Raw genomic sequence first — 19,660 nt, 5'->3', positions numbered from 1 at the left:
GCGAGCAGGCTCACTCCTACATTAGATCTCCATAGGTCTGTATGACTCGGTTGTGATCACCATGAATACTTCAACTGCCAAAGCCCACATCGACCTGTCGCAGCCTGCGCGCAAAGTCCGCGTACGCAATCCCGGCTGGTTTCTGGTCAGCCCTTCGGTGGCCCTGTTGCTGCTGTGGATGATCGTGCCGCTGGGCATGACCATTTACTTCTCGATGATCCGCTACAACCTGCTCTACCCCGGTGAAAACCAGTTCGTCGGGCTGGAGAATTTCAGCTACTTTCTGACCGACTCGGGCTTCATGCCCGGCGCTACCAACACGCTGTTGCTGGTCGGTAGCGTGTTGCTGATCAGCGTGGTCTTCGGCGTGCTGATCAGTGCATTGCTGGAAGCCAGTGAATTTCTCGGGCGCGGCATCGTCCGGGTCATGCTGATTTCGCCGTTCTTCATCATGCCCACGGTTGGGGCGCTGATCTGGAAGAACCTGATTTTCCATCCAGTCTCGGGGATCCTCGCCTACATCTGGAAGCTGTTCGGCGCGCAACCGGTGGACTGGCTCGCGCACTACCCGCTGCTGTCGATCATCATCATTGTTTCGTGGCAATGGCTGCCGTTCGCGATCCTGATTCTGATGACGGCCATGCAGTCCCTCGACCAGGAACAGAAAGAAGCCGCGCGCCTCGACGGTGCGGGCCCGATCGCAATCTTCTGGCACCTGACCCTGCCGCATCTGGCGCGGCCGATTGCCGTGGTGGTGATGATCGAAACGATCTTCCTGCTGTCGGTGTTCGCCGAGATTTTCACCACCACCAACGGCGGCCCCGGCTACGCCTCGACCAACCTCGCCTACCTGATCTACAACCAGGCGCTGGTGCAGTTCGACGTCGGCATGGCCTCGGCGGGTGGTTTGATTGCCGTGGTCATCGCCAACATCGCCGCGATCATTCTGGTGCGGATGATCGGCAAAAACCTGACTGACAAAGCCTGAGGCCTGCCATGACTCTTCAACAATCCCGCCGGCTGCAAAGCCTGCTGCTCGGCACCCTCGCCTGGGCCATCGCGATCGTGATTTTCTTCCCGATCTTCTGGATGGTGATGACCAGTTTCAAAACCGAAATCGACGCGTTCGCCACGCCGCCGCAGTTCATCTTCACGCCGACGCTGGAGAACTACCTGCACATCAATGAGCGCAGCGACTACTTCAGCTTCGCCTGGAATTCAGTGGTGATTTCCTTCAGTGCCACGGCCCTTTGTCTGCTGATCGCGGTGCCGGCCGCATACTCGATGGCGTTCTACGAAACCCAGCGCACCAAAGGCACGCTGCTGTGGATGCTCTCGACCAAGATGCTGCCGCCGGTGGGCGTGCTGATGCCGATCTACTTGCTGGCGAAGAGTTTCGGCCTGCTCGACACGCGCATCGCGCTGATCGTGATCTATACGCTGATCAACCTGCCGATTGTGGTCTGGATGGTTTACACCTACTTCAAGGACATCCCCAAAGACATCCTCGAAGCCGCCCGTCTCGACGGCGCCACGCTGTGGCAGGAAATGGTTCGCGTGCTGCTACCGATCGCCAAGGGTGGCCTCGCTTCGACCGTGCTGCTGTCGCTGATTCTGTGCTGGAACGAGGCGTTCTGGTCGCTGAACCTGACCTCGTCGAAAGCCGCGCCGTTGACTGCTTTGATCGCTTCTTACTCGAGTCCTGAAGGCTTGTTCTGGGCCAAGTTGTCGGCGGTGTCGACCCTGGCGTGTGCGCCGATCCTGATCTTCGGCTGGATCAGCCAGAAGCAACTGGTGCGCGGCCTCTCGTTCGGCGCCGTGAAATGAACATCCCGAACCCAACCCTATCCCCTGTGGGAGCGAGCTTGCTCGCGAAAGCGGAGTGTCATCAAACACTGATGGTGACTGACACGCCCCCTTCGCGAGCAAGCTCGCTCCCACAGAAAAGCCGATCCGGTTCATCTGAATAATAAATTGCGGAGGCCCATCATCATGGCCAACCTGAAAATCAAGAATCTGCAAAAAGGCTTCGAAGGCTTCTCCATCATCAAAGGCATCGACCTGGAAGTTAACGACAAGGAATTCGTGGTCTTCGTCGGCCCGTCGGGCTGCGGCAAATCCACCTTGCTGCGGCTGATCGCCGGCCTCGAAGAAGTCAGCGACGGCACCATCGAACTCGATGGCCGTGACATCACCGAAGTCAGCCCGGCCAAGCGCGATCTGGCGATGGTGTTCCAGACCTACGCGCTGTACCCGCACATGACCGTGAAAAAGAACATGTCGTTCGCCCTCGATCTGGCCGGCGTGCCGAAAGCCGAAGTCGAGAAGAAAGTCGGCGAAGCGGCGCGGATTCTCGAGCTCGGGCCGATGCTTGAGCGCAAGCCGAAACAGCTCTCCGGTGGCCAGCGTCAGCGCGTTGCGATCGGTCGCGCCATCGTGCGTAATCCAAAAATCTTCCTCTTTGACGAACCGCTGTCCAACCTCGACGCCGCGCTGCGCGTGCAGATGCGTCTGGAACTGCTGCGCCTGCACAAAGACCTGCAAGCGACGATGATCTACGTGACCCACGATCAGGTCGAAGCGATGACCATGGCCGACAAGGTTGTGGTACTCAATGGCGGCAAGATCGAACAGGTCGGCTCGCCACTGGACCTGTATCACAACCCGGCGAACCTCTTTGTCGCCGGGTTCCTCGGCACGCCGAAAATGGGTTTCCTCAAAGGTAAAATCGCCCGCGTCGATGGCCAGAGCTGCGAAGTCTCGCTGGACGCCGGTACGCGCATCACCCTGCCGTTGAATGCTGCCAACCTCAGTGTCGGCAGCGCGGTGACGTTGGGCATTCGCCCGGAACATCTGGAACTGGCGCAACCGGGCGACTGCTCGCTGCAAGTCACCGCCGACGTCAGCGAACGCCTGGGCAGCGACACCTTCTGCCACGTCACCACCAACGCCGGCGAAGCCCTGACCATGCGCGTGCGCGGGGATCTGGCCAGCCGTTACGGCGAACAACTGAGCCTGCACCTAGATGCTGCGCACTGCCATTTATTCGATGCCCAAGGTGTCGCGTTGACCCGTCCGCTGCGCGCTGCGGCCTGACTTCGAGAATTCCCGATGAAACTCAACCAACAGAATCTCCATCGTCTGGCCAGCGAAGTGCAACTGCCGGCCTACAGCCTCAGCGACACCCGCCAGGGCATCGCTCACATTGGCGTCGGCGGCTTCCACCGCGCGCATCAGGCGTATTACACCGATGCCTTGATGAACACCGGCGAAGCCCTCGACTGGGCGATCTGTGGCGTCGGCCTGCGCGCCGAAGATCGCCGCGCCCGCGACGATCTCAAGGAGCAGGATTACCTCTTCACCCTGTTCGAACTCGGCGACAGCGACGACACCGAAGTCCGCGTGATCGGCGCGATTCGCGACATGCTGCTGGCCGAGGACGGCGCTCAGGCGTTGATCGACAAACTCGCCGATCCGCAAATCCGCATCGTCTCGCTGACCATCACCGAGGGCGGTTATTGCATCGATGACAGCAACGGCGAGTTCATGGCGCACTTGCCGCAAATTCAGCATGACCTTACCCATCCGAACTCACCGAAAACCGTATTCGGTTTCCTGTGTGCGGCCCTGGAAAAGCGCCGGGCGGCGGGCATTCCGGCATTTACCGTAATGTCTTGCGATAACCTTCCGCACAATGGCGCCGTGACGCGCAAGGCGCTGCTGGCGTTTGCCACGCTGCGCAACAGCAATCTGTGCAGCTGGATCGACGCCAACGTCAGTTTCCCCAACGCCATGGTCGACCGCATCACGCCAATGACCAGCACCGCGCATCGCCTGCAACTGGCCGACAAACACGGCGTCGATGATGCCTGGCCCGTGGTCTGCGAGCCGTTCGTGCAATGGGTGCTGGAGGATAAATTCGTCAATGGCCGCCCGGCGTGGGAAAAGGTCGGTGTGCAGTTCACCGACGATGTTTCGCCGTATGAAGAGATGAAAATCAAACTGCTCAACGGCAGCCACCTGGCGCTGACCTATCTGGGCTTTTTGAAGGGTTACCGGTTTGTTCACGAGACCATGAACGATCCGCTGTTCGTGCGCTATATGCGTGCTTATATGGACCTGGACGTGACCCCGCAATTGGCGCCGGTGCCGGGCATTGATCTGACGGATTACAAAAACACGCTGGTGGCGCGGTTTTCCAATCAGGCGATTGCCGATCAGTTGGAGCGGGTGTGTTCGGACGGCTCGTCGAAGTTTCCCAAGTTCACCATTCCGACGATCAACCGCTTGATTGCCGATGGGCAGGAAACCAAGCGAGCGGCGTTGGTGGTGGCGGCGTGGGCGTTGTATTTGAAGGGGGTGGATGAGAATGGCGATAGCTATTCGATTCCTGATCCGCGCGCGGCGTTTTTTCAGGCGTTGGTGGCGGACGATGCTTTAATCACGCAGCGGTTGTTGGCGGTTGAGGAGATTTTTGGCACGGTGATTCCGCGTTCGGCGGAGTTTGTCGCGGCGTTTGAGTGGTGCTGTAACAGCTTGCGCGAGGATGGTGTGACGCGGACTCTCCAGCGGATTCTGGATTGAAAAGCCCCTCACCCTAGCCCTCTCCCGGAGGGAGAGGGAACTGACCGAGTGGTTTGTGCAAGTTACATCGACCTGAACGTCCGGAGTCGAACTCAGCTTTTGAACAGCCCCCCAATCGGCTCCCTTCCCCCCTCGCCCCCTTGGGGGAGAGGGTTGGGGTGAGGGGGTAAGCTCTTGATCTCCACCACACCCGAGTGGTTCACACATGACAACACAACAACTGTTCCTAGGCATCGACTGCGGCACCCAAGGCAGCAAAGCCATCATCCTCGACGCCGCCACCGGCCAGGTCCTCGGCCAAGGCGCCGCCGCGCACACAATGATCAGCGGCGCCAACGGCCGCCGCGAACAAGACACCCAGCAATGGCTGGACGCCTTCGCCATCGCTACCCGCCAGGCATTACTGGCGGCAAATGTCGATGGCCAGTCGATCCTCGGCATCGGCGTCTCCGGCCAGCAACACGGTCTGGTCCTGCTCGATGATCAAGGTGAAGTCCTGCGCCCGGCCAAGCTCTGGTGCGACACCGAAACCAGCGCCGAGAACGACCGTCTGCTGACTCATCTGGGCGGTGAAAAAGGCTCGCTGGAACGCCTCGGCGTGGTCATCGCGCCGGGCTACACCGTGTCGAAACTGCTCTGGACCAAAGAGCAGCACCCCGTGGTGTTTTCGCGCATCGCCCGCATCCTGCTGCCCCACGACTACCTGAACTTCTGGCTCACCGGCCGCGCCTGCAGTGAATACGGCGACGCTTCCGGCACCGGCTATTTCAACGTGCGCACCCGCCAATGGGACTTGCAACTGCTGCGCGACATCGACGCCAGCGGACGCCTGCAAGCGGCGCTGCCAGAGCTGATCGATGCACATCAATCTGTCGGCACCATTTTGCCGGCGATTGCCGAACACCTCGGCATCAACCCCGACGCGGTGGTCTCCAGCGGCGGCGGCGACAACATGATGGGCGCCATCGGCACCGGCAATATTCAGCCCGGCGCGATCACCATGAGCCTCGGTTCTTCCGGCACGGTGTACGCCTATTCCGAAGTGCCGAAAGTCAGCCCGGACGCCTCGGTCGCGACGTTCTGCTCGTCCAGCGGCGGATGGTTGCCGCTGATCTGCACCATGAACCTGACCAACGCCACCGGCGCGATCCGCGAGCTGTTCGACCTCGATCTGCAGCAGTTCAACGACCTCGTCGCTCAAGCCCCCATCGGCGCTGACGGCGTGAGCATGCTGCCGTTCCTCAACGGCGAACGGGTGCCCGCCCTGCCCCATGCCACCGGCAGCCTGCACGGCTTGACGCTGGATAACCTGACGCAGGCCAATCTGTGCCGCGCCGCCGTCGAAGGCACCACCTTCGGTTTGCGCTACGGGCTGGATTTGCTCCGCCAGAATGGTTTACAAAGCCGCAGCATTTGCCTGATCGGCGGCGGTTCGAAAAGCGCGGTGTGGCGGCAGATCGTCGCCGACATCATGAACACCCCGGTGATCTGTACCGAACAAAGTGAAGCCGCAGCCTTGGGCGCAGCGATTCAAGCGGCGTGGTGCAAATCCTGGTCGAACGGCCACGAAGACAGCCTCGCCGACCTGTGCCAGCGCTGCGTGAAACTCGATTCAAGCAGTGAAACCCTGCCGATTGCCGCCAACGTCGCGGCGTTCCAGCAGGCCTATGAACGCTATCAACAGCATGTCGCAACCCTATAAAGAGCAAACAATTATGTATTTGGTGTGTGGCGAAGCCCTGTTTGATTTTTTCAGTGAAGACGACGCCAGCGGTCTGGCCTCGAAAGTGAATTTCAAGGCGATTGCTGGCGGCTCGCCGTTCAACGTCGCCGTCGGTTTGCGTCGTTTGGGCGTGGACTCGGCCCTGTTCGGCGGGCTGTCCACTGACTACCTCGGCCGGCGCTTGCAGCGAGTGCTGCAGGACGAAGGCGTAAGCCCGGACTATCTGGTGGACTTCGCCGCACCGACCACGCTGGCCATGGTCGCCGTCGGTGCCAATGGCTCGCCGCACTACAGCTTTCGCGGTGAAGGCTGCGCGGACCGGCAGTTGAGTCTGGCGCATCTGCCAGAGCTGGGCGCTGAGGTGCGCGGCTTGCACATTGGCTCGTTCTCGCTAGTGGTGCAGCCGATCGGCGACACCTTGCTGACCTTGGTACAGCGTGAAAGCGGCAAACGCCTGATCACCCTCGACCCGAACGTACGCCTCAATCCCCAGCCGAACATCGACCTGTGGCGCGAGCGCATCGCGACGCTGGTGCCACTGGCCGATCTGATCAAGGTCAGCGACGAAGACCTGAGCCTGCTCTACCCCGAACAGGACCCACAACGGGTGATCGAAGGCTGGCTCGAACATCGCTGCCAGATCGTTTTCCTGACCCGGGGTGGCGACGGCGCCAGTGTGTTCAGCCGCCAGCATGGCAACTGGTCGGTGCCGGCAGCCTCGGTAAAGATCGCCGATACCGTTGGCGCGGGCGATACCTTCCAGGCCGCGCTGATCACCTGGCTGACCGAGCACGGTCTGGATTCGGTTGAAGGCGTGCAGCAACTCGCTCGCGAACAGATCGACGCCATGCTCAGGTTCGCTGTGCAAGCCGCCGCGCTGACTTGCAGCAAGACCGGTCCGGATTTGCCCTATCGTCACCAATTGAGCTGAGCGCGTAGACTGTCGGCCTTTTTGCGCACGACGGGATAACGGCTTTTGAATTACAGGCAGACGCTTGGACTACTGACACTGGCAACGCTTCTGAGCGGGTGCGGCACCTCGCCGCCCCGCTCGCCGGAAGACATCTGCGAAATCTTCCGCGAAAAAAGCGACTGGTACGACGCTGCGCAAGTCACGCAAAAGCGCTGGGGCGTACCGATTCAGGTGCCCTTCGCGATCATGTATCAGGAATCCGGCTACCGTTACGACGCCAAGACCCCACGCAAATACTTGCTGTGGGTGATCCCGTGGGGCCGCGTCTCGACCGCCTCGGGTTATGCGCAAGCCAAAGATGAAGTCTGGGCCGACTACCAGAAAAGCACCGGCCGCCGCGGGGCCGATCGCGAAGACTTCGACGACGCCATCGACTTCGTCGGCTGGTACATGGACAAGACCTATTCGATCAATGGCGTCTACAAGTACGACGCCTACAACCAATACCTCAACTACCACGAAGGCTGGGGCGGCTTCCGCAACAAGACTTACGCGAGCAAAGCCTGGCTAATGCCGACGGCGCGCAAAGTGCAGAATCGTTCGGATGTGTATGCGCGGCAATATGCCGGGTGCAAAGAGGATTTGAATCGGGGGTTCTGGAGCCGGTTCTGGCATTGGTTGTAGCAGCAATTTCAAGGGCCTCATCGCGAGCAGGCTCACTCCTACAGGGGATCTTCAGCGGACGCGGATATTGCGATCAACATTAATCCATTGTAGGAGTGAGCCTGCTCGCGATAGCGCCCGATCAAGCACTACACATCCAAGACCTACAACACCGAAAAGCTATAACTCACAATCAACCGTGTCTCATCCACATCCCGAGCAAACTTCTCATAGTTGGTACGGTAAGTCGCATTACGCAAACGCAAACTCACATCCTTGAACGTGCCCGTCTGAATCACATACTTCAACTCGCTGTCGCGTTCCCACTCCTTGCCTTCCTGATCACTGCCCAACACCTTGATATGATCACCGCTCACATAGCGCGTCAGGAAGCTCAAACCATTAATGCCAATGGCTTTGAAGTCATAGTCATAACGCAGTTGCCACGAACGTTCCTGCGCGGCAGCGAAGTCGTTGACTTGCACGTAGTTGACCAGATACGGGTTGCTGCCATCGAGGTAAGGCATCGAGTTGTCGCCGTTCATGCGCTGCCAACCGGCGCTGAACGTATGACCGCTATGCGCATACGACAGCATGCCGCTCAACGCGCGGTTATCGATTGAACCGGCCTTGGCATCACCGCTATCGGCACTTTTCAGCACGCGCAGATCCGCTTTAAGTACACCGCCAGCTAACGGTTGATTACCCAACAGCCCGACAAAGTGCTGACGATAAATATCTTCCAGTTCGGCGTAGTGATACTGCGCGGTCAGGCGATCGTTGATCTTGTAGTCGAAGCCGTACATGTCGAAATGATCGGCAGTGGTGTTGCAGGCGTAGCGCTTGTTCTTGCAGTGCACGCGGATGTCTTGCGAATCGGTGGAATCACGCGCGGTGTACTTGTCCAGGCGCGCGGCCATGAAGGTCAGGTCTTTCACCTCTTTAGAAGTCAGCATGGCGCCGTTGAACATGGTCGGCAGCAAACGGCCGTCGTTATATTTCAGCAACGGCAGATCCGGCAACAGCGCGCCGTACTTCAGCATCGTGTCCGAAACCTTGACCTTGGCGGTCAGGCCCATTTTCGCGTACTGACCTTTCGAGCCCCGCGGGTCGTTGCCGCTGGAGGGCAGCAAGCCGCTGTTGCTGCGGTCCGGGCTGGAATCGAGTTGAAAGCCGAGCATGCCCAGCGCATCAATACCAAAACCCACGGTACCGTCGGTGTAGCCCGATTGCAGATTGAGAATAAAGCCCTGTGCCGACTCTTCACGCTTGGACGCGCCCTGATCGTTCGTGGTGTGCCCATCACGGAAATCGCGGTTGAAGTACACCGTGCGCGACTCGATTTTCGCCGTGGTGTCTTCAAGGAATCCGCTGGCCTGAACCTGTGCGGTAAAACCTGCGCACAGCACAAAGGCTCCGAAGCCAAACGACTGGCGCGGGGTGATGAGGGGAAATGGGGGACGCATGAAAAACTCCAACAATGCAGCGTTTGCGCAAGCGCGCAACAAGCCAGAAAAATAGCTCCCGTCCCGGGTCAGATTGAACCAGGAGAAAGTGAACACGCAGGGGTGAGCGGCAATGATGGCAGATGGCTTTGACGTGCTACAGGCGACTTTAGTCTGAATCTGACTGAGGATTCTTCAACCCAGGGTCGTGGGAAAAGTTGCCGGCAATCAACGCCAATTCGCACCAAACGCCCGGTTTCACTGGGCGAAACACCTCATCTAAGGGTTTTCCCTATACCGCAAACCTGCCAGACCTACGGCTTTTGTGCCTTGAACGAGGCGGCTGAATCCTCCATCATCCGTCACCTGCTTATTCAACGGACGGAATTCAAGGCATGCTGGACGCCAACGCAACCCACATTACCCTCACGCTTGAAGGCGCCAACGCCGACCTGCAAGTCCTCAGCTTCACCGGTCGCGAAGCCCTCAACCAACCGTTCCGTTTCGATCTCGAACTCGTCAGCGCGCGCCCCGACCTCAAACTCGAAGAGCTGTTGCACAAGCCCGGCGTCCTGACTTTCGGCCCGACCGGCGAAGGCAAGATCCACGGTCTGGTCTATCGCATCGAGCAAGGCGACTCCGGCAAGACCCTGACCCGTTACAGCCTTAGCCTGGTGCCACAACTGGCCTACCTGCGGCACAACCACGATCAGCAGATTTTCCAGCAACTGACCGTGCCGAAGATCATCGCCCAGGTGCTGGAAGATCGCGGCATTCTTGCCGACGCCTACAGCTTCCAGCTCAACGCCGAATACCCGGAACGCGATTACTGCGTGCAGTACGACGAATCCGACCTGCATTTCATCCAGCGTCTGTGCGAAGAAGAAGGCATTCACTTCCACTTCCAGCACAGCAGCAGCGGCCACAAACTGGTATTCGGCGACGACCAGACCGTGTTCCGCAAGCTGAAAGCGGTGAGCTACCAGCAAGACTCCGGCATGGCCGCCGACAAACCGGTGATCAAGCGTTTCAACCTGCGTCTGGAAACCCGTACCACTCGCGTCAGCCGCCGCGACTACGACTTCGAAAAACCGCAGATCCTCCCCGAAGGCACGGCGAAAAGCACCTTTGCCCCGGATCTCGAAGACTACGACTACCCCGGCCGCTTCACCACCCGCGAGCGCGGCAAGTTCCTTTCCACCCGCGCGCTGGAACGCCATCGCAGCGACTACAAACTCGCCGAAGGCAAAGGTGACGAACCAACGCTCACCAGCGGCCATTTCCTCACGCTCGCCGAACACCCGCGCGCCGAATGGAACGACCTGTGGCTGCTGCTGGAAGTCTTCCACGAAGGCAAACAACCGCAAGTCCTCGGCGAAAACGTCACCAGCGACGTCACCGACAACAAAAGCGATTTCCACCAGGGCTACCGCAACAGCTTCCTCGCCACCCCGTGGGACGCGCACTACCGCCCTGCCCTTGAACACCCGAAACCAAAAGTCCTCGGCAGCCAGACCGCGGTCGTCACCGGCCCGGCGGGCGAAGAAATCCACTGCGACCAGTACGGCCGCATCAAAGTGCAATTCCACTGGGACCGCGACGGCCAGTCCAACGACAAAACCACCTGCTGGATGCGCGTCGCCAGCGGCTGGGCCGGCGCCGCGTACGGCGGCATTGCCATCCCGCGCATCGGCATGGAAGTCCTCGTCACCTTCCTTGAAGGCGATCCCGATCAGCCATTGGTAACCGGTTGCCTGTACCACAAGGAAAACGTCGTCCCCTACGACCTGCCGGCAAACAAGACCCGCAGCACGTTCAAAACCCTGAGTTCACCGGGCGGCAAGGGCTACAACGAATTCCGTATCGAAGACAAAAAAGGCGTCGAGCAGATCTACATCCACGCCCAACGCGATTGGGACGAAAACATCGAGCACGACCAGAAAATCCGCGTCGGCAACGAACGGCACGACACCGTCGAAGCCAACACGCTGAGCGAATTCAAGGTTGAAGAACACCGCATCACCCATCTGGATCGCATCAGCGAAATGCGCGCCGACGAGCACCTGACCGTCGGTGTGACCCAGCACGTAAAAGTCGGCACCGCTCAATTCGTCGAAGCCGGCAGCGAAATCCACTACCACGCCGGCGATAAAGTCGTGGTAGACGCCGGCATGGAACTCACCGCCAAGGCTGGCGGCAGTTTCGTCAAGGTCGACGCCGGCGGCGTGACCATCAGCGGCGCAGAAGTGAAGGTCAATACCGGCGGCGCGCCTGGCGTGGGCACAGGGATCGGGATTTTGGTGCCGTTGATTCCCACCCTTGCTGCCGTAGGTAGTGTCGGACACTTGCTTGAACGCAAAATAGTGCTTGAGAAAACCCCACATGATTTGGATTTCCTTATAACCAGTCAAGATACTGGATTACCGCTAAAAAACTTCCCTTATATGATTAAGACCTCATCTGGTAAACAAATTGTAGGTCGAACCAATGCAGATGGAAGAACTGCAAAAATTTCGAGTACGGAAGCAGAAACGGCCGTTATTGAAGTTTATGACGATATTCCGCCTATCAACCCGGGTTGGGACGACTCAGATGTCTAAAAACAAACCACTGGCAACAGCCAAGAAACCACTCACGCCTAAAGCCGATACCGCTCCAGCAAAAGTTGCCGTGAACGATAGTCAACGCTTGAAAGAAATCAGAAAACTCGTGGAAGCCAATAACAAATCCACCATCGATACCAATACGGTGATTTGCCAGATTTATATGGAGTCACGCTTTGACGCGAATGCGGGTTTAGGTAAACATTCAGCCCGAGGCCTTATGCAGATGCAAGAGCCTGCGGTAAAACAAGTCTATAAATACCGAAAGAAAAAACAATTGGGACGTTCTCCGAGCGATGATCAGACTGAAGAAGCCTTTGCGGCTGGGGCAGCCTTTTACGCATCCCAATCCATATGGGACGAAGCTCAGAATATTCAGCTGGGGACAGAGTACATGCAGTACTGGCTGGATATTTCCAGTTCAACGGAAGAGGCGTATAAAAAATACCGGGGCAAAACCAATGGAATCTATTACAAAAAAATCAGTGAGTGCGCCAAAAAACTAGCGGCGAATCCTGACTCGATGGACGTTTTGCGGACGGCATTACAATGAAAAACTTGTGGATCGTTTTAGTTTTTGCCATTTTTTGTCGTCCGCTTTTAGCTGATCCCAAGAAAGTCGTCCTGGACTGCCCATTTCCCGACGGAACCAGTGCGGCCTTGCTCGCCAGCTCAAGTAAGGATGGGCAACAGCTATTCGTGATGATTGGCGATAATGTCGATACCGCTTTTCCGGACATGCCAGATACAAACTTCGTTGGCGACATCGTATTAGCAAGATGCTCAGGAGCCAGTCTGATTTACGCTCTGAACTATGGCTCCCCCTACTTGAAAGGAGCCGTTGTACGCAAAAATCCAAAGACTAAAAACCTGGAGCGAATCGATTTCGCCGAAAAAGCGCTTCCGAGCCTGTTGTACTTAAATGCACAACAAATGCGCTTAGTGATACCGAATGAGGGTTATGAAGATCCCTCAAAATTCCTTGTCTATGACTACGTCGCAATCAAAGGGCAGCCAGAGGAACCGAAAGGTGTCAACACTCTGCCCGGTCGAAAAGGTTTTGAGGTTTTCGATCTGAAGTAACAACCATTTATTCGGGTTTGTCCTTTGAGCGCTGAGCGAGGTTATTGGTTTACGCCAACCCAAGAAAACTCTCCCAGACAATTTCAACAGGGTGAGATCTTGCCTAACATCACCGACTCTCGCCGGGGCGACACACTCTGGCATTGGTCAGGGGAGTCGAGTATGCAAGAAGCCAACGGCCCACCAACAACGTTCAACCTTCGTAGCGGATATCTCAAAAAGACTTTTCAGTTCTCGATCTTGAGCAGGTTTATGGAAAAGGAAGATCCCCTAGTGCGTAAACGCCAAGCGTTTCTCACTGACTCGTACTATCGAAAATCCATCCGACTCTATGATGAAACCGAGTCCCGCTGGGTGGGCGAGACCATGCAGGCGGATAGCGCTGCTGAAGAGCAGGCGTTGCGCACTACTTATTTCAAAGATGCCGCGTTCAACGCTTGGTTGGTCAGTTACACGGCAGGCGAACCGATAGCCTCTTTGGTTCCGCGACTGGAGAAGCTCGTAGATCGCTATGAAATCAATCAGCAAGCGCTTGCTCTGAACGATGTACCCAACGTTTCGCCTTTGGCAATCGATGATTGGCCGGAGCAGTACGAAGAATGCGTCCAAGTCATGAGTTTGTGCATCCTGCTGCATCGCATCGATTTACTGGCCAGGTTCTCCGCCCTGATTGATCGAGCCGGCTACGCAGGCGAGGACACGTTATATGAGGATCTGCTGCGCAAGTGCTTGCCCGGGCGAGCTGACCTTGATGAGTGGTATCACGATTTGTACACGCCGCTGATTCGGGCGATTTACGCGGAGAGCGCTGAAGAGTCCAGCGAGCTACTTGAGCAATACTGTGACGGTTGGTACCAAGGCTTCGAAGATTTACAAACTAACTGGCATGACAGTCATCTCGACATTGAAGACCATGACGGCAATTACGTTGGTTATTGGGCTTTCGAGGCTGCTGCCATCGCGTTTTTATACGGTATAGACGACAGCAAAATCGATCACATGATCTACCCCAAGGATCTGGTCGAATACGCTCGCAGCCAGCAATCGCAATGAGCTTGTGCATCCCCCACCCACCCTCTCAGCCTGCCCTCTTTCGACGGCAGGCTTTTTTGAGGGGTGAACTCAGGCAGGCGCTTTCCAGTTCAACATCTGCTGCTGCGCCACCTGCAGCAAATCATTGCCATCCTGCGTCAGCAGGTAAAGCGCATGGGTGATGTGTGGAATGTCTTGCACGTCGGCGTGCTTGAAGCACAGGCAATGCAGGGTTTCGAGCAGGTCGGCGGCGGCGCGGATGCGCTGGACGGCGGCTTCGAGGATGTCTTTCGGGTTGGCTTGGGTGTCGATGAGCAGTGTCGGGGTTTCGGTGACGTTGCTTGTGAGGGGGAGGTAGCGGTTTTGTAGCAGTTTGATTATCGGCATAGGTGATTACTCAATTGGGTCGAAAGTAACCGCCAGCACTGTGACCAAACAGTGGGAGGCGGACTGTGTGCAGGCTTGGTCAACCGAGAACAACCCCAACTCAGCTCGCCCGAAGGCGTCCTGCACACAGCCGCCACAGCTATGCACCGCACGGACACAGATGTCCGCAGCGCAAATGATGGCACATCTGCAATAAGGGAAGTTATCAGGTGACCAAACCCGAACCACTGATTTTGCAGCGGCAACCGACAATAACCGCCCCGCTCCAGCCGCCGAAAGCAGACAAGGCACCAGCCTTTGTAGGAATTCGCCAAACCTTCCTGAGAAAACCGCCGCACTCCCTGACAGCCGGCGTTCAGCTCGGTTAACCATCCCTTAACGCCGTGGTCAAAAACTCTACTGAACCGCACGCCCTCAGCCATTCTGGCTGTTGCCCAGTGCGGCAGGTTCGGGTGCATCACGCCGAACTCTAGTACCGCCACTCGGGAGTCCTTTCATGAACATTCGTCCTTTATTGCTCACCGCCGCCCTCGCCTGCACCGCGTTTGCCGGGCTGGCCCGGGCCAATGACACCTCTGCCACTTCCAAAGCCGTGCCGTATGAGTACGGCATGCCGCTGCAGGTGGCCAAAGTGGTGTCGTTGACCGAGCCGCCAACGCAACTGTGCAAAGTGGTCACGGCCGATATGAAGTACATCGACAATGCCGGTAAGCCTGAGGAAATCAGCTACCGGAAATTGTCTGACGCGTGCAACTTCCAGAACTGACAGAAACGTCTGATTTGCGGGTTTGCGGTAGGCGTGGGGAGTTTCGGCGGTTATGCTCGGAGCCCTCCTCACTGCCGCAAGGATTCGCCATGCAGTTGTCGTTTCGCACGTTGTCGGGCTTCACGTGTTCGTTGTGTTTTTTGCTGGCGCTGGCCTGGGGCGTTTTCCCGGAGAGGCTGCTGGCGATCTGGAGCATCGAATACTCCGACGCAGCAGGATTTGTCGCGCGGCGCAGTGCGGTGCTGTTTGCGGCGTTGGGGGTGATGTTTTATCTGGTGCGCAATGCGCCGCCGTCGCTGGGGCGCAATGCGCTGAGCAACGGGTTTATCGTCGGTTGTTTTGGTTTGGCGGTGCTGGGTTTTGCGGAATGGCTCAACGGCCATGCCGGCCCCGGGATTTTGCTCGCGGTGCTGGTCGAGTTCGCGCTGGGCCTTGGTTTTGTGCAGGCCCGGCGCGTGACGGTCGAACTGGGTGAAACGGTGCGTTAGACGGCTCTGGAGCGTGGGCTGTAGTGATGTGGCGTAGTTTGTTCTTTCAAGTCCGAGCGCAGCCCCGCGATCAGTTCGTTGATTTCACGACAGCCATTGAGGTGGCTGGCGTCGATACCGCTGACCAGCAGATCGACCTGATCGGTCTGGTGATCGCCGAAGACCTTGACGGTCATCGACAAGTCCGGCGACAGCGTGCACTGGCAGCGTTTCGGCAGAAAACTGCTTTCAATGATATTGCGTAGTTCCAAGGCAGACAGAAACATGGCGAAACCCTCTCCTTACTGTGAGATGCCAATCAAGTATTCACGCTGACCGTTGCGGCCCCTGCACGGGTGTGTCCCCGCTGTTTCCCTGGGTGCGACAAGCGGTGGTACTGCGAAATGCCCATTGGAGTGTAGGCGCCCAAGGCCGGTGCGCCGCACTGAAAAGACGCATAAAGCGTGCCTTTCATCGGTTCATTTTCACCCTTATCAAATCAAGCACTTGGCGGCGGTGCCAGTATTTGGCTACTTGCAATTTGCAAGAATGACCCCTGCTGGCACTGCAATTTGCAACTCGACGCTGGTTTGCAATCACGGCCCATGACGGTAAGAATGCCCGTAATCCACCCTACACCCGCACGGAGGCTTCCATGGGTTCTTTCCGCGTTTACGCGACCACCGGGCTGATCATCGCCAGCCTGTCCACCCTCGCCCACGCCGCCAAGCTTGAAGACGTCGCGCCGTACCCAAAAGCTGAAGCAGGGTTTACCCGCCAGGTCATTCACTTGCCCAAGCAGGAGCAGGAAGAAAACTTCCAGGTGGAAATCCTCGCCGGCAAAACCCTTGAAGTGGATTGCAACCGTCAGCGGTTGGGCGGTGTTCTCGATGAGAAGAATCTTGAAGGCTGGGGTTATCCGTTCTATCGGCTGGAAAAAGTCATTGGGCCGATGAGCACGATGATGGCCTGCCCACCCGGCAGCCAGAAGAAACGCGCCTTCGTGCCGGTCGTTGGTGACGGCTTCATGCTGCGGTACAACAGCAAGTTGCCGGTCGTGGTGTATGCGCCGTCCGATGTCGAAGTGCGTTATCGCATCTGGTCGGCGTCGGACAAAGTCGGTACAGCCCTGCAGGAATAACCCGAACAAGGAGTGCGTCGTTTGATTACCTGCCACGTCCGATATGTCATTGATCCGTACCAATTGCCCGAGTTCGAGGCCTACGCCAAGGCCTGGCTCGGCATCGTCGAGCGCTTGGGCGGCACCCATCACGGCTACTTTCTGCCGTCCGAAGGCGCGAGCAACATCGCTTATTGCCTGTTCAGTTTTCCGTCACTGGCGGATTACGAAAGCTATCGGCACATCGCGATGACCGACCCGGAGAGCACCGCACTGGTGGCCAGCCTGGTCGAGAAGAAGTTTATCGTCAGCTACGAGCGCAGCTTTCTGCGCCCCTTGCTGCCGTAAGCCCCATCATGCCGAGACGCCGCACATCGCGGCGCGCTCGGCAACGTGGCGCAGGCTGTCGAAGTTGATATTGGCGCCCGAGTCGATCGCTACAAATGTCTGCTCGCGCACCCCGGTTCGCGCTACGTATTGCTTGATCCCCGCAACGGCCAATGCGCCGGAAGGTTCGGTGATCGAGCGGGTATCGTCGTAGATGTTCTTGATCGCCGCGCAGAGGTCGTCATTGCTGACGGTGATCACTTCGTCGACGCAAAAGCGGCAAACCTCAAATCCGAACGCGCCGACCTGCGCTACCGCCACGCCATCGGCGAACGTCCCCACAGTGGGCAGCACGACGCGTTGATCAGCTTCGAGCGCAGCCTTCAGGCACGCTGAGTGTTCGGATTCGACGCCGATGATCCGCACTTCCGGGCGCAGGTATTTGACGTAGGCCGCGATGCCGGCGATCAGACCGCCACCACCTACCGGGATAAAAATCGCATCCAGCGAACCTTGATGCTGACGAAGAATTTCCATCGCCACAGTGCCCTGCCCGGCGATCACCTCCGGGTCATCGAACGGCGACACGAAGGTGCGTCCGCTCTGTTCTGCCAGTTGCAGCGCGTGGGCCAGGGCGAACGGGAAACTCTCGCCGTGCAGCAACGCTTCAGCACCACGACTGCGCACACCCAGCACTTTCAGTTCCGGCGTTGTTGCCGGCATGACGATGGTTGCTACGATGCCCAGCTCGCGCGCTGCCAACGCCACGCCTTGCGCGTGATTGCCGGCCGATGCGGTGATCACTCCGCGCGCCTTTTGCTCGTCACTGAGTTGCACCAGTTTGTTGTAGGCGCCACGGATCTTGAAGGAGAACGTCGGTTGCAGGTCTTCACGCTTGAGCAGAATCCGGTTGCCCAGCGCCTCCGACAGCGCCGGCGCCGCTTGCAAAGGCGTGCGCACCGCGAGGTCGTACACCGGCGCGGCGAGGATCTTTTTCACGTAGTGCTCAAGCAGGGTTTGCTGATCGGGGCTGTGCGGCATGGTCGTCTCCTGACATTTTTCAAAACCCCGGAGACAGAAAGTAAAAACCCGCCTCTAGGGCGGGTTGGGTGCTGCAGTCGTGAGCTAGCCCGCCAAATGAGGAATGGCGGTAATAATCATTGGCTGGCAACGCGATACAGTCGAAGTCATGGGCTGGAAATTAGCCTGTGCGCTATTGGCGAGTCAATGGCCAATTTTGCGCGGCGGCGTTAGTCTGGCGACTCTCTCATCACACCACGGAAGGAATGCATGATGTCGATCGCCCTGCCCCTCACGGCTTTGCTCGCGTTTAGCGGTTACACCGTTTCGGTGATGCTCCAGGCTGAACAGTCGTTGATTGACTTCGGCATCAGCCTGATGTCGCGGCCCGATACCGCGCAGGTGGTGATTGATCTGTATCTGCTGGCCACGCTGGCGGGTATCTGGATGGTTAAGGATGCGCGGTCGCGTGGGCAGTCGCTCTGGTCGGTGGTGCCATATTTGTTGTTGACGGCGGTTTTCGTATCGATCGGGCCGTTGTTGTATCTGGTGGTGCGTGGGGTTCGCGAGCGGCGCAAGGCGGTGGAAAAGTGCAGCCAGATACTATGAACACCTGAAAACCCTGTAGGAGTGAGCCTGCTCGCGATAGCGGAGTGTCAGCCAAAGATGAGGTGACTGACAGTCCGGTATCGCGAGCAGGCTCACTCCTACACTGAAATGTCTTGGGATTCAGGCCTTTTTTACGGCGACGAACGCCGCCGTTTCATACGGCACTGTCACCACATCCCTGCCACGCAGTTCCGGCTCTGTGGCGATTAACGCACGAATCTGTTCATCGATTTTCGCCCGTTGCGCCTCCGGCAGCGCGGCGATGAAACTGGTGGAGCGCACCCGATTGAGAATCACGTCTTCTGGCGAGCCGGTATGGCCATGGTGGAACCGCTCGACCTGCAAAGGCGCGAATGCCGGGTGCGGAAACGCTTTGCGCCAGGCACCTGTGTAATAGCGCGGCGTGTCCCCTTCCAGTGCGTTGACGATGGCGTCCAGTTTCGGCACCCAACTGACGTCGGTGTCACGCAGGTTCCAGATCAGCCCCAACTTGCCTCCGGACTTGAGTACTCGAGCGATTTCGGTTAGCGCCTCGGCACTGGCGAACCAGTGAAACGCTTGCGCGCAAATCACTGCATCGACTGAAGCGTCCGGCAACGGCAGATCGGTCGCCGTGCCGCTCACGGCCAGCACATCAGGCCAGGCGTCAGACAGCTTTTCCAGCATCTGCGGCACCGGTTCAACCGCGATCACTTGCGCGCCGGTCGCCACCAAGCGTCCGGTGAACTTGCCGGTGCCGGCACCCAGATCAATCACCGTTTTATGCCCATCCAGGCCCAGCGTCGCGGCCAACCACTCACTGACCTGCGGCGGATAGTCCGGCCGACCTTTCACATAGGTGTCGGCAGCGCTTTTGTAGCCGGCAGCGGCTGAATGATGGACGTGATCGGTCATGGCAACTCTCCTTACGGCAAAACA

At 58.1% G+C, this 19,660-nt stretch carries 20 protein-coding genes and 1 pseudogene; 16 read left to right on the top strand and 5 right to left on the bottom strand.

Translation table 11 applies throughout. The annotated features are described in order from the left end of the window. Nucleotides 1-61 precede the first annotated feature (61 nt). The 7 genes from BMY54_RS09295 to BMY54_RS09265 all read left to right on the top strand — a co-directional run bounded on the left by BMY54_RS09295 (nucleotide 62) and on the right by BMY54_RS09265 (nucleotide 7,904). The gene (locus BMY54_RS09295; RefSeq protein ID WP_093431692.1) at nucleotides 62-988 is read left to right on the top strand and encodes a carbohydrate ABC transporter permease; all 927 of its coding nucleotides are present in this window, start codon (nucleotides 62-64) and stop codon (nucleotides 986-988) included. Nucleotides 989-996: 8 nt separating this feature from the next. Then, a complete protein-coding gene (locus tag BMY54_RS09290; protein ID WP_034154211.1) occupies nucleotides 997-1,827 on the top strand; it encodes a carbohydrate ABC transporter permease in 831 nt (276 codons plus the stop codon). Between the two features lie 165 nt (nucleotides 1,828-1,992). Beyond that, a complete protein-coding gene (locus BMY54_RS09285) occupies nucleotides 1,993-3,096 on the top strand; it encodes an ABC transporter ATP-binding protein (RefSeq protein ID WP_093431236.1) in 1,104 nt (367 codons plus the stop codon). A gap of 15 nt (nucleotides 3,097-3,111) precedes the next feature. After that, a complete protein-coding gene (locus BMY54_RS09280) occupies nucleotides 3,112-4,584 on the top strand; it encodes a mannitol dehydrogenase family protein (RefSeq protein ID WP_093431233.1) in 1,473 nt (490 codons plus the stop codon). A 205-nt stretch (nucleotides 4,585-4,789) separates the two neighbouring features. Continuing rightward, the gene (gene xylB, locus BMY54_RS09275; protein ID WP_093431230.1) at nucleotides 4,790-6,286 is read left to right on the top strand and encodes a xylulokinase; all 1,497 of its coding nucleotides are present in this window, start codon (nucleotides 4,790-4,792) and stop codon (nucleotides 6,284-6,286) included. Nucleotides 6,287-6,299: 13 nt separating this feature from the next. Then, nucleotides 6,300-7,238 carry a carbohydrate kinase family protein gene (locus BMY54_RS09270; RefSeq protein WP_093431227.1) on the top strand — a complete coding sequence of 313 codons (939 nt, stop codon included), beginning with the start codon at nucleotides 6,300-6,302 and terminating at the stop codon, nucleotides 7,236-7,238. Between the two features lie 45 nt (nucleotides 7,239-7,283). Beyond that, the gene (locus BMY54_RS09265; RefSeq protein ID WP_093431224.1) at nucleotides 7,284-7,904 is read left to right on the top strand and encodes a transglycosylase SLT domain-containing protein; all 621 of its coding nucleotides are present in this window, start codon (nucleotides 7,284-7,286) and stop codon (nucleotides 7,902-7,904) included. Nucleotides 7,905-8,047: 143 nt separating this feature from the next. On the opposite strand, the gene BMY54_RS09260 is transcribed toward BMY54_RS09265, so the two are convergent. Then, nucleotides 8,048-9,349, bottom strand: coding sequence for an OprD family porin (locus BMY54_RS09260; protein WP_093431221.1), 1,302 nt, complete (start codon nucleotides 9,347-9,349; stop codon nucleotides 8,048-8,050). 374 nt (nucleotides 9,350-9,723) lie between these two features. Between BMY54_RS09260 and tssI the strand changes: the two genes are divergently transcribed. The 4 genes from tssI (at nucleotide 9,724) to BMY54_RS09240 (ending at nucleotide 14,067) form a co-directional block, all read left to right on the top strand. After that, entirely contained in the window at nucleotides 9,724-11,928 is a 2,205-nt protein-coding gene (gene tssI / locus BMY54_RS09255) for a type VI secretion system Vgr family protein (RefSeq protein ID WP_093431218.1), read from the top strand. Beyond that, nucleotides 11,921-12,484, top strand: a complete 564-nt coding sequence (locus BMY54_RS09250; RefSeq protein WP_093431215.1) for a lysozyme family protein — start codon at nucleotides 11,921-11,923, stop codon at nucleotides 12,482-12,484. Before tssI ends, BMY54_RS09250 begins: the two co-directional genes overlap by 8 nt. Then, a complete protein-coding gene (locus BMY54_RS09245; protein WP_093431212.1) occupies nucleotides 12,481-13,014 on the top strand; it encodes a hypothetical protein in 534 nt (177 codons plus the stop codon). Before BMY54_RS09250 ends, BMY54_RS09245 begins: the two co-directional genes overlap by 4 nt. Before the next feature lie 162 nt (nucleotides 13,015-13,176). After that, a complete protein-coding gene (locus BMY54_RS09240) occupies nucleotides 13,177-14,067 on the top strand; it encodes a PoNe immunity protein domain-containing protein (protein ID WP_256573862.1) in 891 nt (296 codons plus the stop codon). 69 nt (nucleotides 14,068-14,136) lie between these two features. Here BMY54_RS09240 and BMY54_RS09235 read toward each other — a convergent pair whose 3' ends face one another. Then, the gene (locus tag BMY54_RS09235; protein ID WP_093431206.1) at nucleotides 14,137-14,433 is read right to left on the bottom strand and encodes a hypothetical protein; all 297 of its coding nucleotides are present in this window, start codon (nucleotides 14,431-14,433) and stop codon (nucleotides 14,137-14,139) included. Nucleotides 14,434-14,929: 496 nt separating this feature from the next. On the opposite strand from BMY54_RS09235, the gene BMY54_RS09225 reads away from it, so the two are divergent. Then, entirely contained in the window at nucleotides 14,930-15,199 is a 270-nt protein-coding gene (locus BMY54_RS09225) for a DUF2790 domain-containing protein (protein WP_093431203.1), read from the top strand. An 89-nt stretch (nucleotides 15,200-15,288) separates the two neighbouring features. After that, on the top strand, nucleotides 15,289-15,687 hold the full coding sequence (locus BMY54_RS09220) for a hypothetical protein (protein ID WP_026000451.1): 399 nt from the start codon (nucleotides 15,289-15,291) through the stop codon (nucleotides 15,685-15,687). Here BMY54_RS09220 and BMY54_RS09215 read toward each other — a convergent pair. Beyond that, a complete protein-coding gene (locus BMY54_RS09215; protein WP_093431200.1) occupies nucleotides 15,684-15,953 on the bottom strand; it encodes a DUF1652 domain-containing protein in 270 nt (89 codons plus the stop codon). The genes BMY54_RS09220 and BMY54_RS09215 overlap by 4 nt on opposite strands. A gap of 368 nt (nucleotides 15,954-16,321) precedes the next feature. On the opposite strand from BMY54_RS09215, the gene eco reads away from it, so the two are divergent. Together eco and BMY54_RS09205 are read left to right on the top strand one after the other, a co-directional pair. Then, a complete protein-coding gene (gene eco, locus BMY54_RS09210) occupies nucleotides 16,322-16,807 on the top strand; it encodes a serine protease inhibitor ecotin (RefSeq protein WP_016983102.1) in 486 nt (161 codons plus the stop codon). 21 nt (nucleotides 16,808-16,828) lie between these two features. After that, nucleotides 16,829-17,134, top strand: coding sequence for an NIPSNAP family protein (locus tag BMY54_RS09205; RefSeq protein ID WP_064362707.1), 306 nt, complete (start codon nucleotides 16,829-16,831; stop codon nucleotides 17,132-17,134). A 24-nt stretch (nucleotides 17,135-17,158) separates the two neighbouring features. Here the strand turns inward: BMY54_RS09205 and ilvA are convergent. Next, nucleotides 17,159-18,154: pseudogene (gene ilvA / locus BMY54_RS09200) on the bottom strand (threonine ammonia-lyase, biosynthetic); the annotation flags it as partial. 249 nt (nucleotides 18,155-18,403) lie between these two features. On the opposite strand from ilvA, the gene BMY54_RS09195 reads away from it, so the two are divergent. After that, on the top strand, nucleotides 18,404-18,742 hold the full coding sequence (locus BMY54_RS09195) for a DUF2834 domain-containing protein (RefSeq protein WP_093431194.1): 339 nt from the start codon (nucleotides 18,404-18,406) through the stop codon (nucleotides 18,740-18,742). A gap of 120 nt (nucleotides 18,743-18,862) precedes the next feature. Here the strand turns inward: BMY54_RS09195 and BMY54_RS09190 are convergent, their stop codons facing one another. Next, complete coding sequence (locus BMY54_RS09190; protein ID WP_093431191.1) at nucleotides 18,863-19,636, bottom strand: class I SAM-dependent methyltransferase; 774 nt, start codon at nucleotides 19,634-19,636, stop codon at nucleotides 18,863-18,865. Between the last annotated feature and the right edge of the window lie 24 nt (nucleotides 19,637-19,660).

The organism is Pseudomonas sp. ok266 (assembly GCF_900110195.1).
GTDB classification, from domain to species: Bacteria; Pseudomonadota; Gammaproteobacteria; order Pseudomonadales; family Pseudomonadaceae; genus Aquipseudomonas; species Aquipseudomonas neuropathica.
This window is presented reverse-complemented; position numbering and strand designations above follow the sequence as displayed.

Bases quoted from the DNA above. Each gene is read 5' to 3' on its own strand.
- BMY54_RS09225 (WP_093431203.1), top strand. From the start codon at position 14,930: ATGAACATTCGTCCTTTATTGCTCACCGCCGCCCTCGCCTGCACCGCG.
- xylB (WP_093431230.1), top strand. From the start codon at position 4,790: ATGACAACACAACAACTGTTCCTAGGCATCGACTGCGGCACCCAAGGC.
- BMY54_RS09190 (WP_093431191.1), bottom strand. From the start codon at position 19,636: ATGACCGATCACGTCCATCATTCAGCCGCTGCCGGCTACAAAAGCGCT.
- BMY54_RS09285 (WP_093431236.1), top strand. From the start codon at position 1,993: ATGGCCAACCTGAAAATCAAGAATCTGCAAAAAGGCTTCGAAGGCTTC.
- BMY54_RS09250 (WP_093431215.1), top strand. From the start codon at position 11,921: ATGTCTAAAAACAAACCACTGGCAACAGCCAAGAAACCACTCACGCCT.
- eco (WP_016983102.1), top strand. From the start codon at position 16,322: ATGGGTTCTTTCCGCGTTTACGCGACCACCGGGCTGATCATCGCCAGC.
- tssI (WP_093431218.1), top strand. From the start codon at position 9,724: ATGCTGGACGCCAACGCAACCCACATTACCCTCACGCTTGAAGGCGCC.
- BMY54_RS09195 (WP_093431194.1), top strand. From the start codon at position 18,404: ATGATGTCGATCGCCCTGCCCCTCACGGCTTTGCTCGCGTTTAGCGGT.
- BMY54_RS09240 (WP_256573862.1), top strand. From the start codon at position 13,177: ATGCAAGAAGCCAACGGCCCACCAACAACGTTCAACCTTCGTAGCGGA.
- BMY54_RS09290 (WP_034154211.1), top strand. From the start codon at position 997: ATGACTCTTCAACAATCCCGCCGGCTGCAAAGCCTGCTGCTCGGCACC.
- BMY54_RS09260 (WP_093431221.1), bottom strand. From the start codon at position 9,349: ATGCGTCCCCCATTTCCCCTCATCACCCCGCGCCAGTCGTTTGGCTTC.
- BMY54_RS09235 (WP_093431206.1), bottom strand. From the start codon at position 14,433: ATGCCGATAATCAAACTGCTACAAAACCGCTACCTCCCCCTCACAAGC.
- BMY54_RS09215 (WP_093431200.1), bottom strand. From the start codon at position 15,953: ATGTTTCTGTCTGCCTTGGAACTACGCAATATCATTGAAAGCAGTTTT.
- BMY54_RS09245 (WP_093431212.1), top strand. From the start codon at position 12,481: ATGAAAAACTTGTGGATCGTTTTAGTTTTTGCCATTTTTTGTCGTCCG.
- BMY54_RS09270 (WP_093431227.1), top strand. From the start codon at position 6,300: ATGTATTTGGTGTGTGGCGAAGCCCTGTTTGATTTTTTCAGTGAAGAC.
- BMY54_RS09220 (WP_026000451.1), top strand. From the start codon at position 15,289: ATGCAGTTGTCGTTTCGCACGTTGTCGGGCTTCACGTGTTCGTTGTGT.
- BMY54_RS09295 (WP_093431692.1), top strand. From the start codon at position 62: ATGAATACTTCAACTGCCAAAGCCCACATCGACCTGTCGCAGCCTGCG.
- BMY54_RS09280 (WP_093431233.1), top strand. From the start codon at position 3,112: ATGAAACTCAACCAACAGAATCTCCATCGTCTGGCCAGCGAAGTGCAA.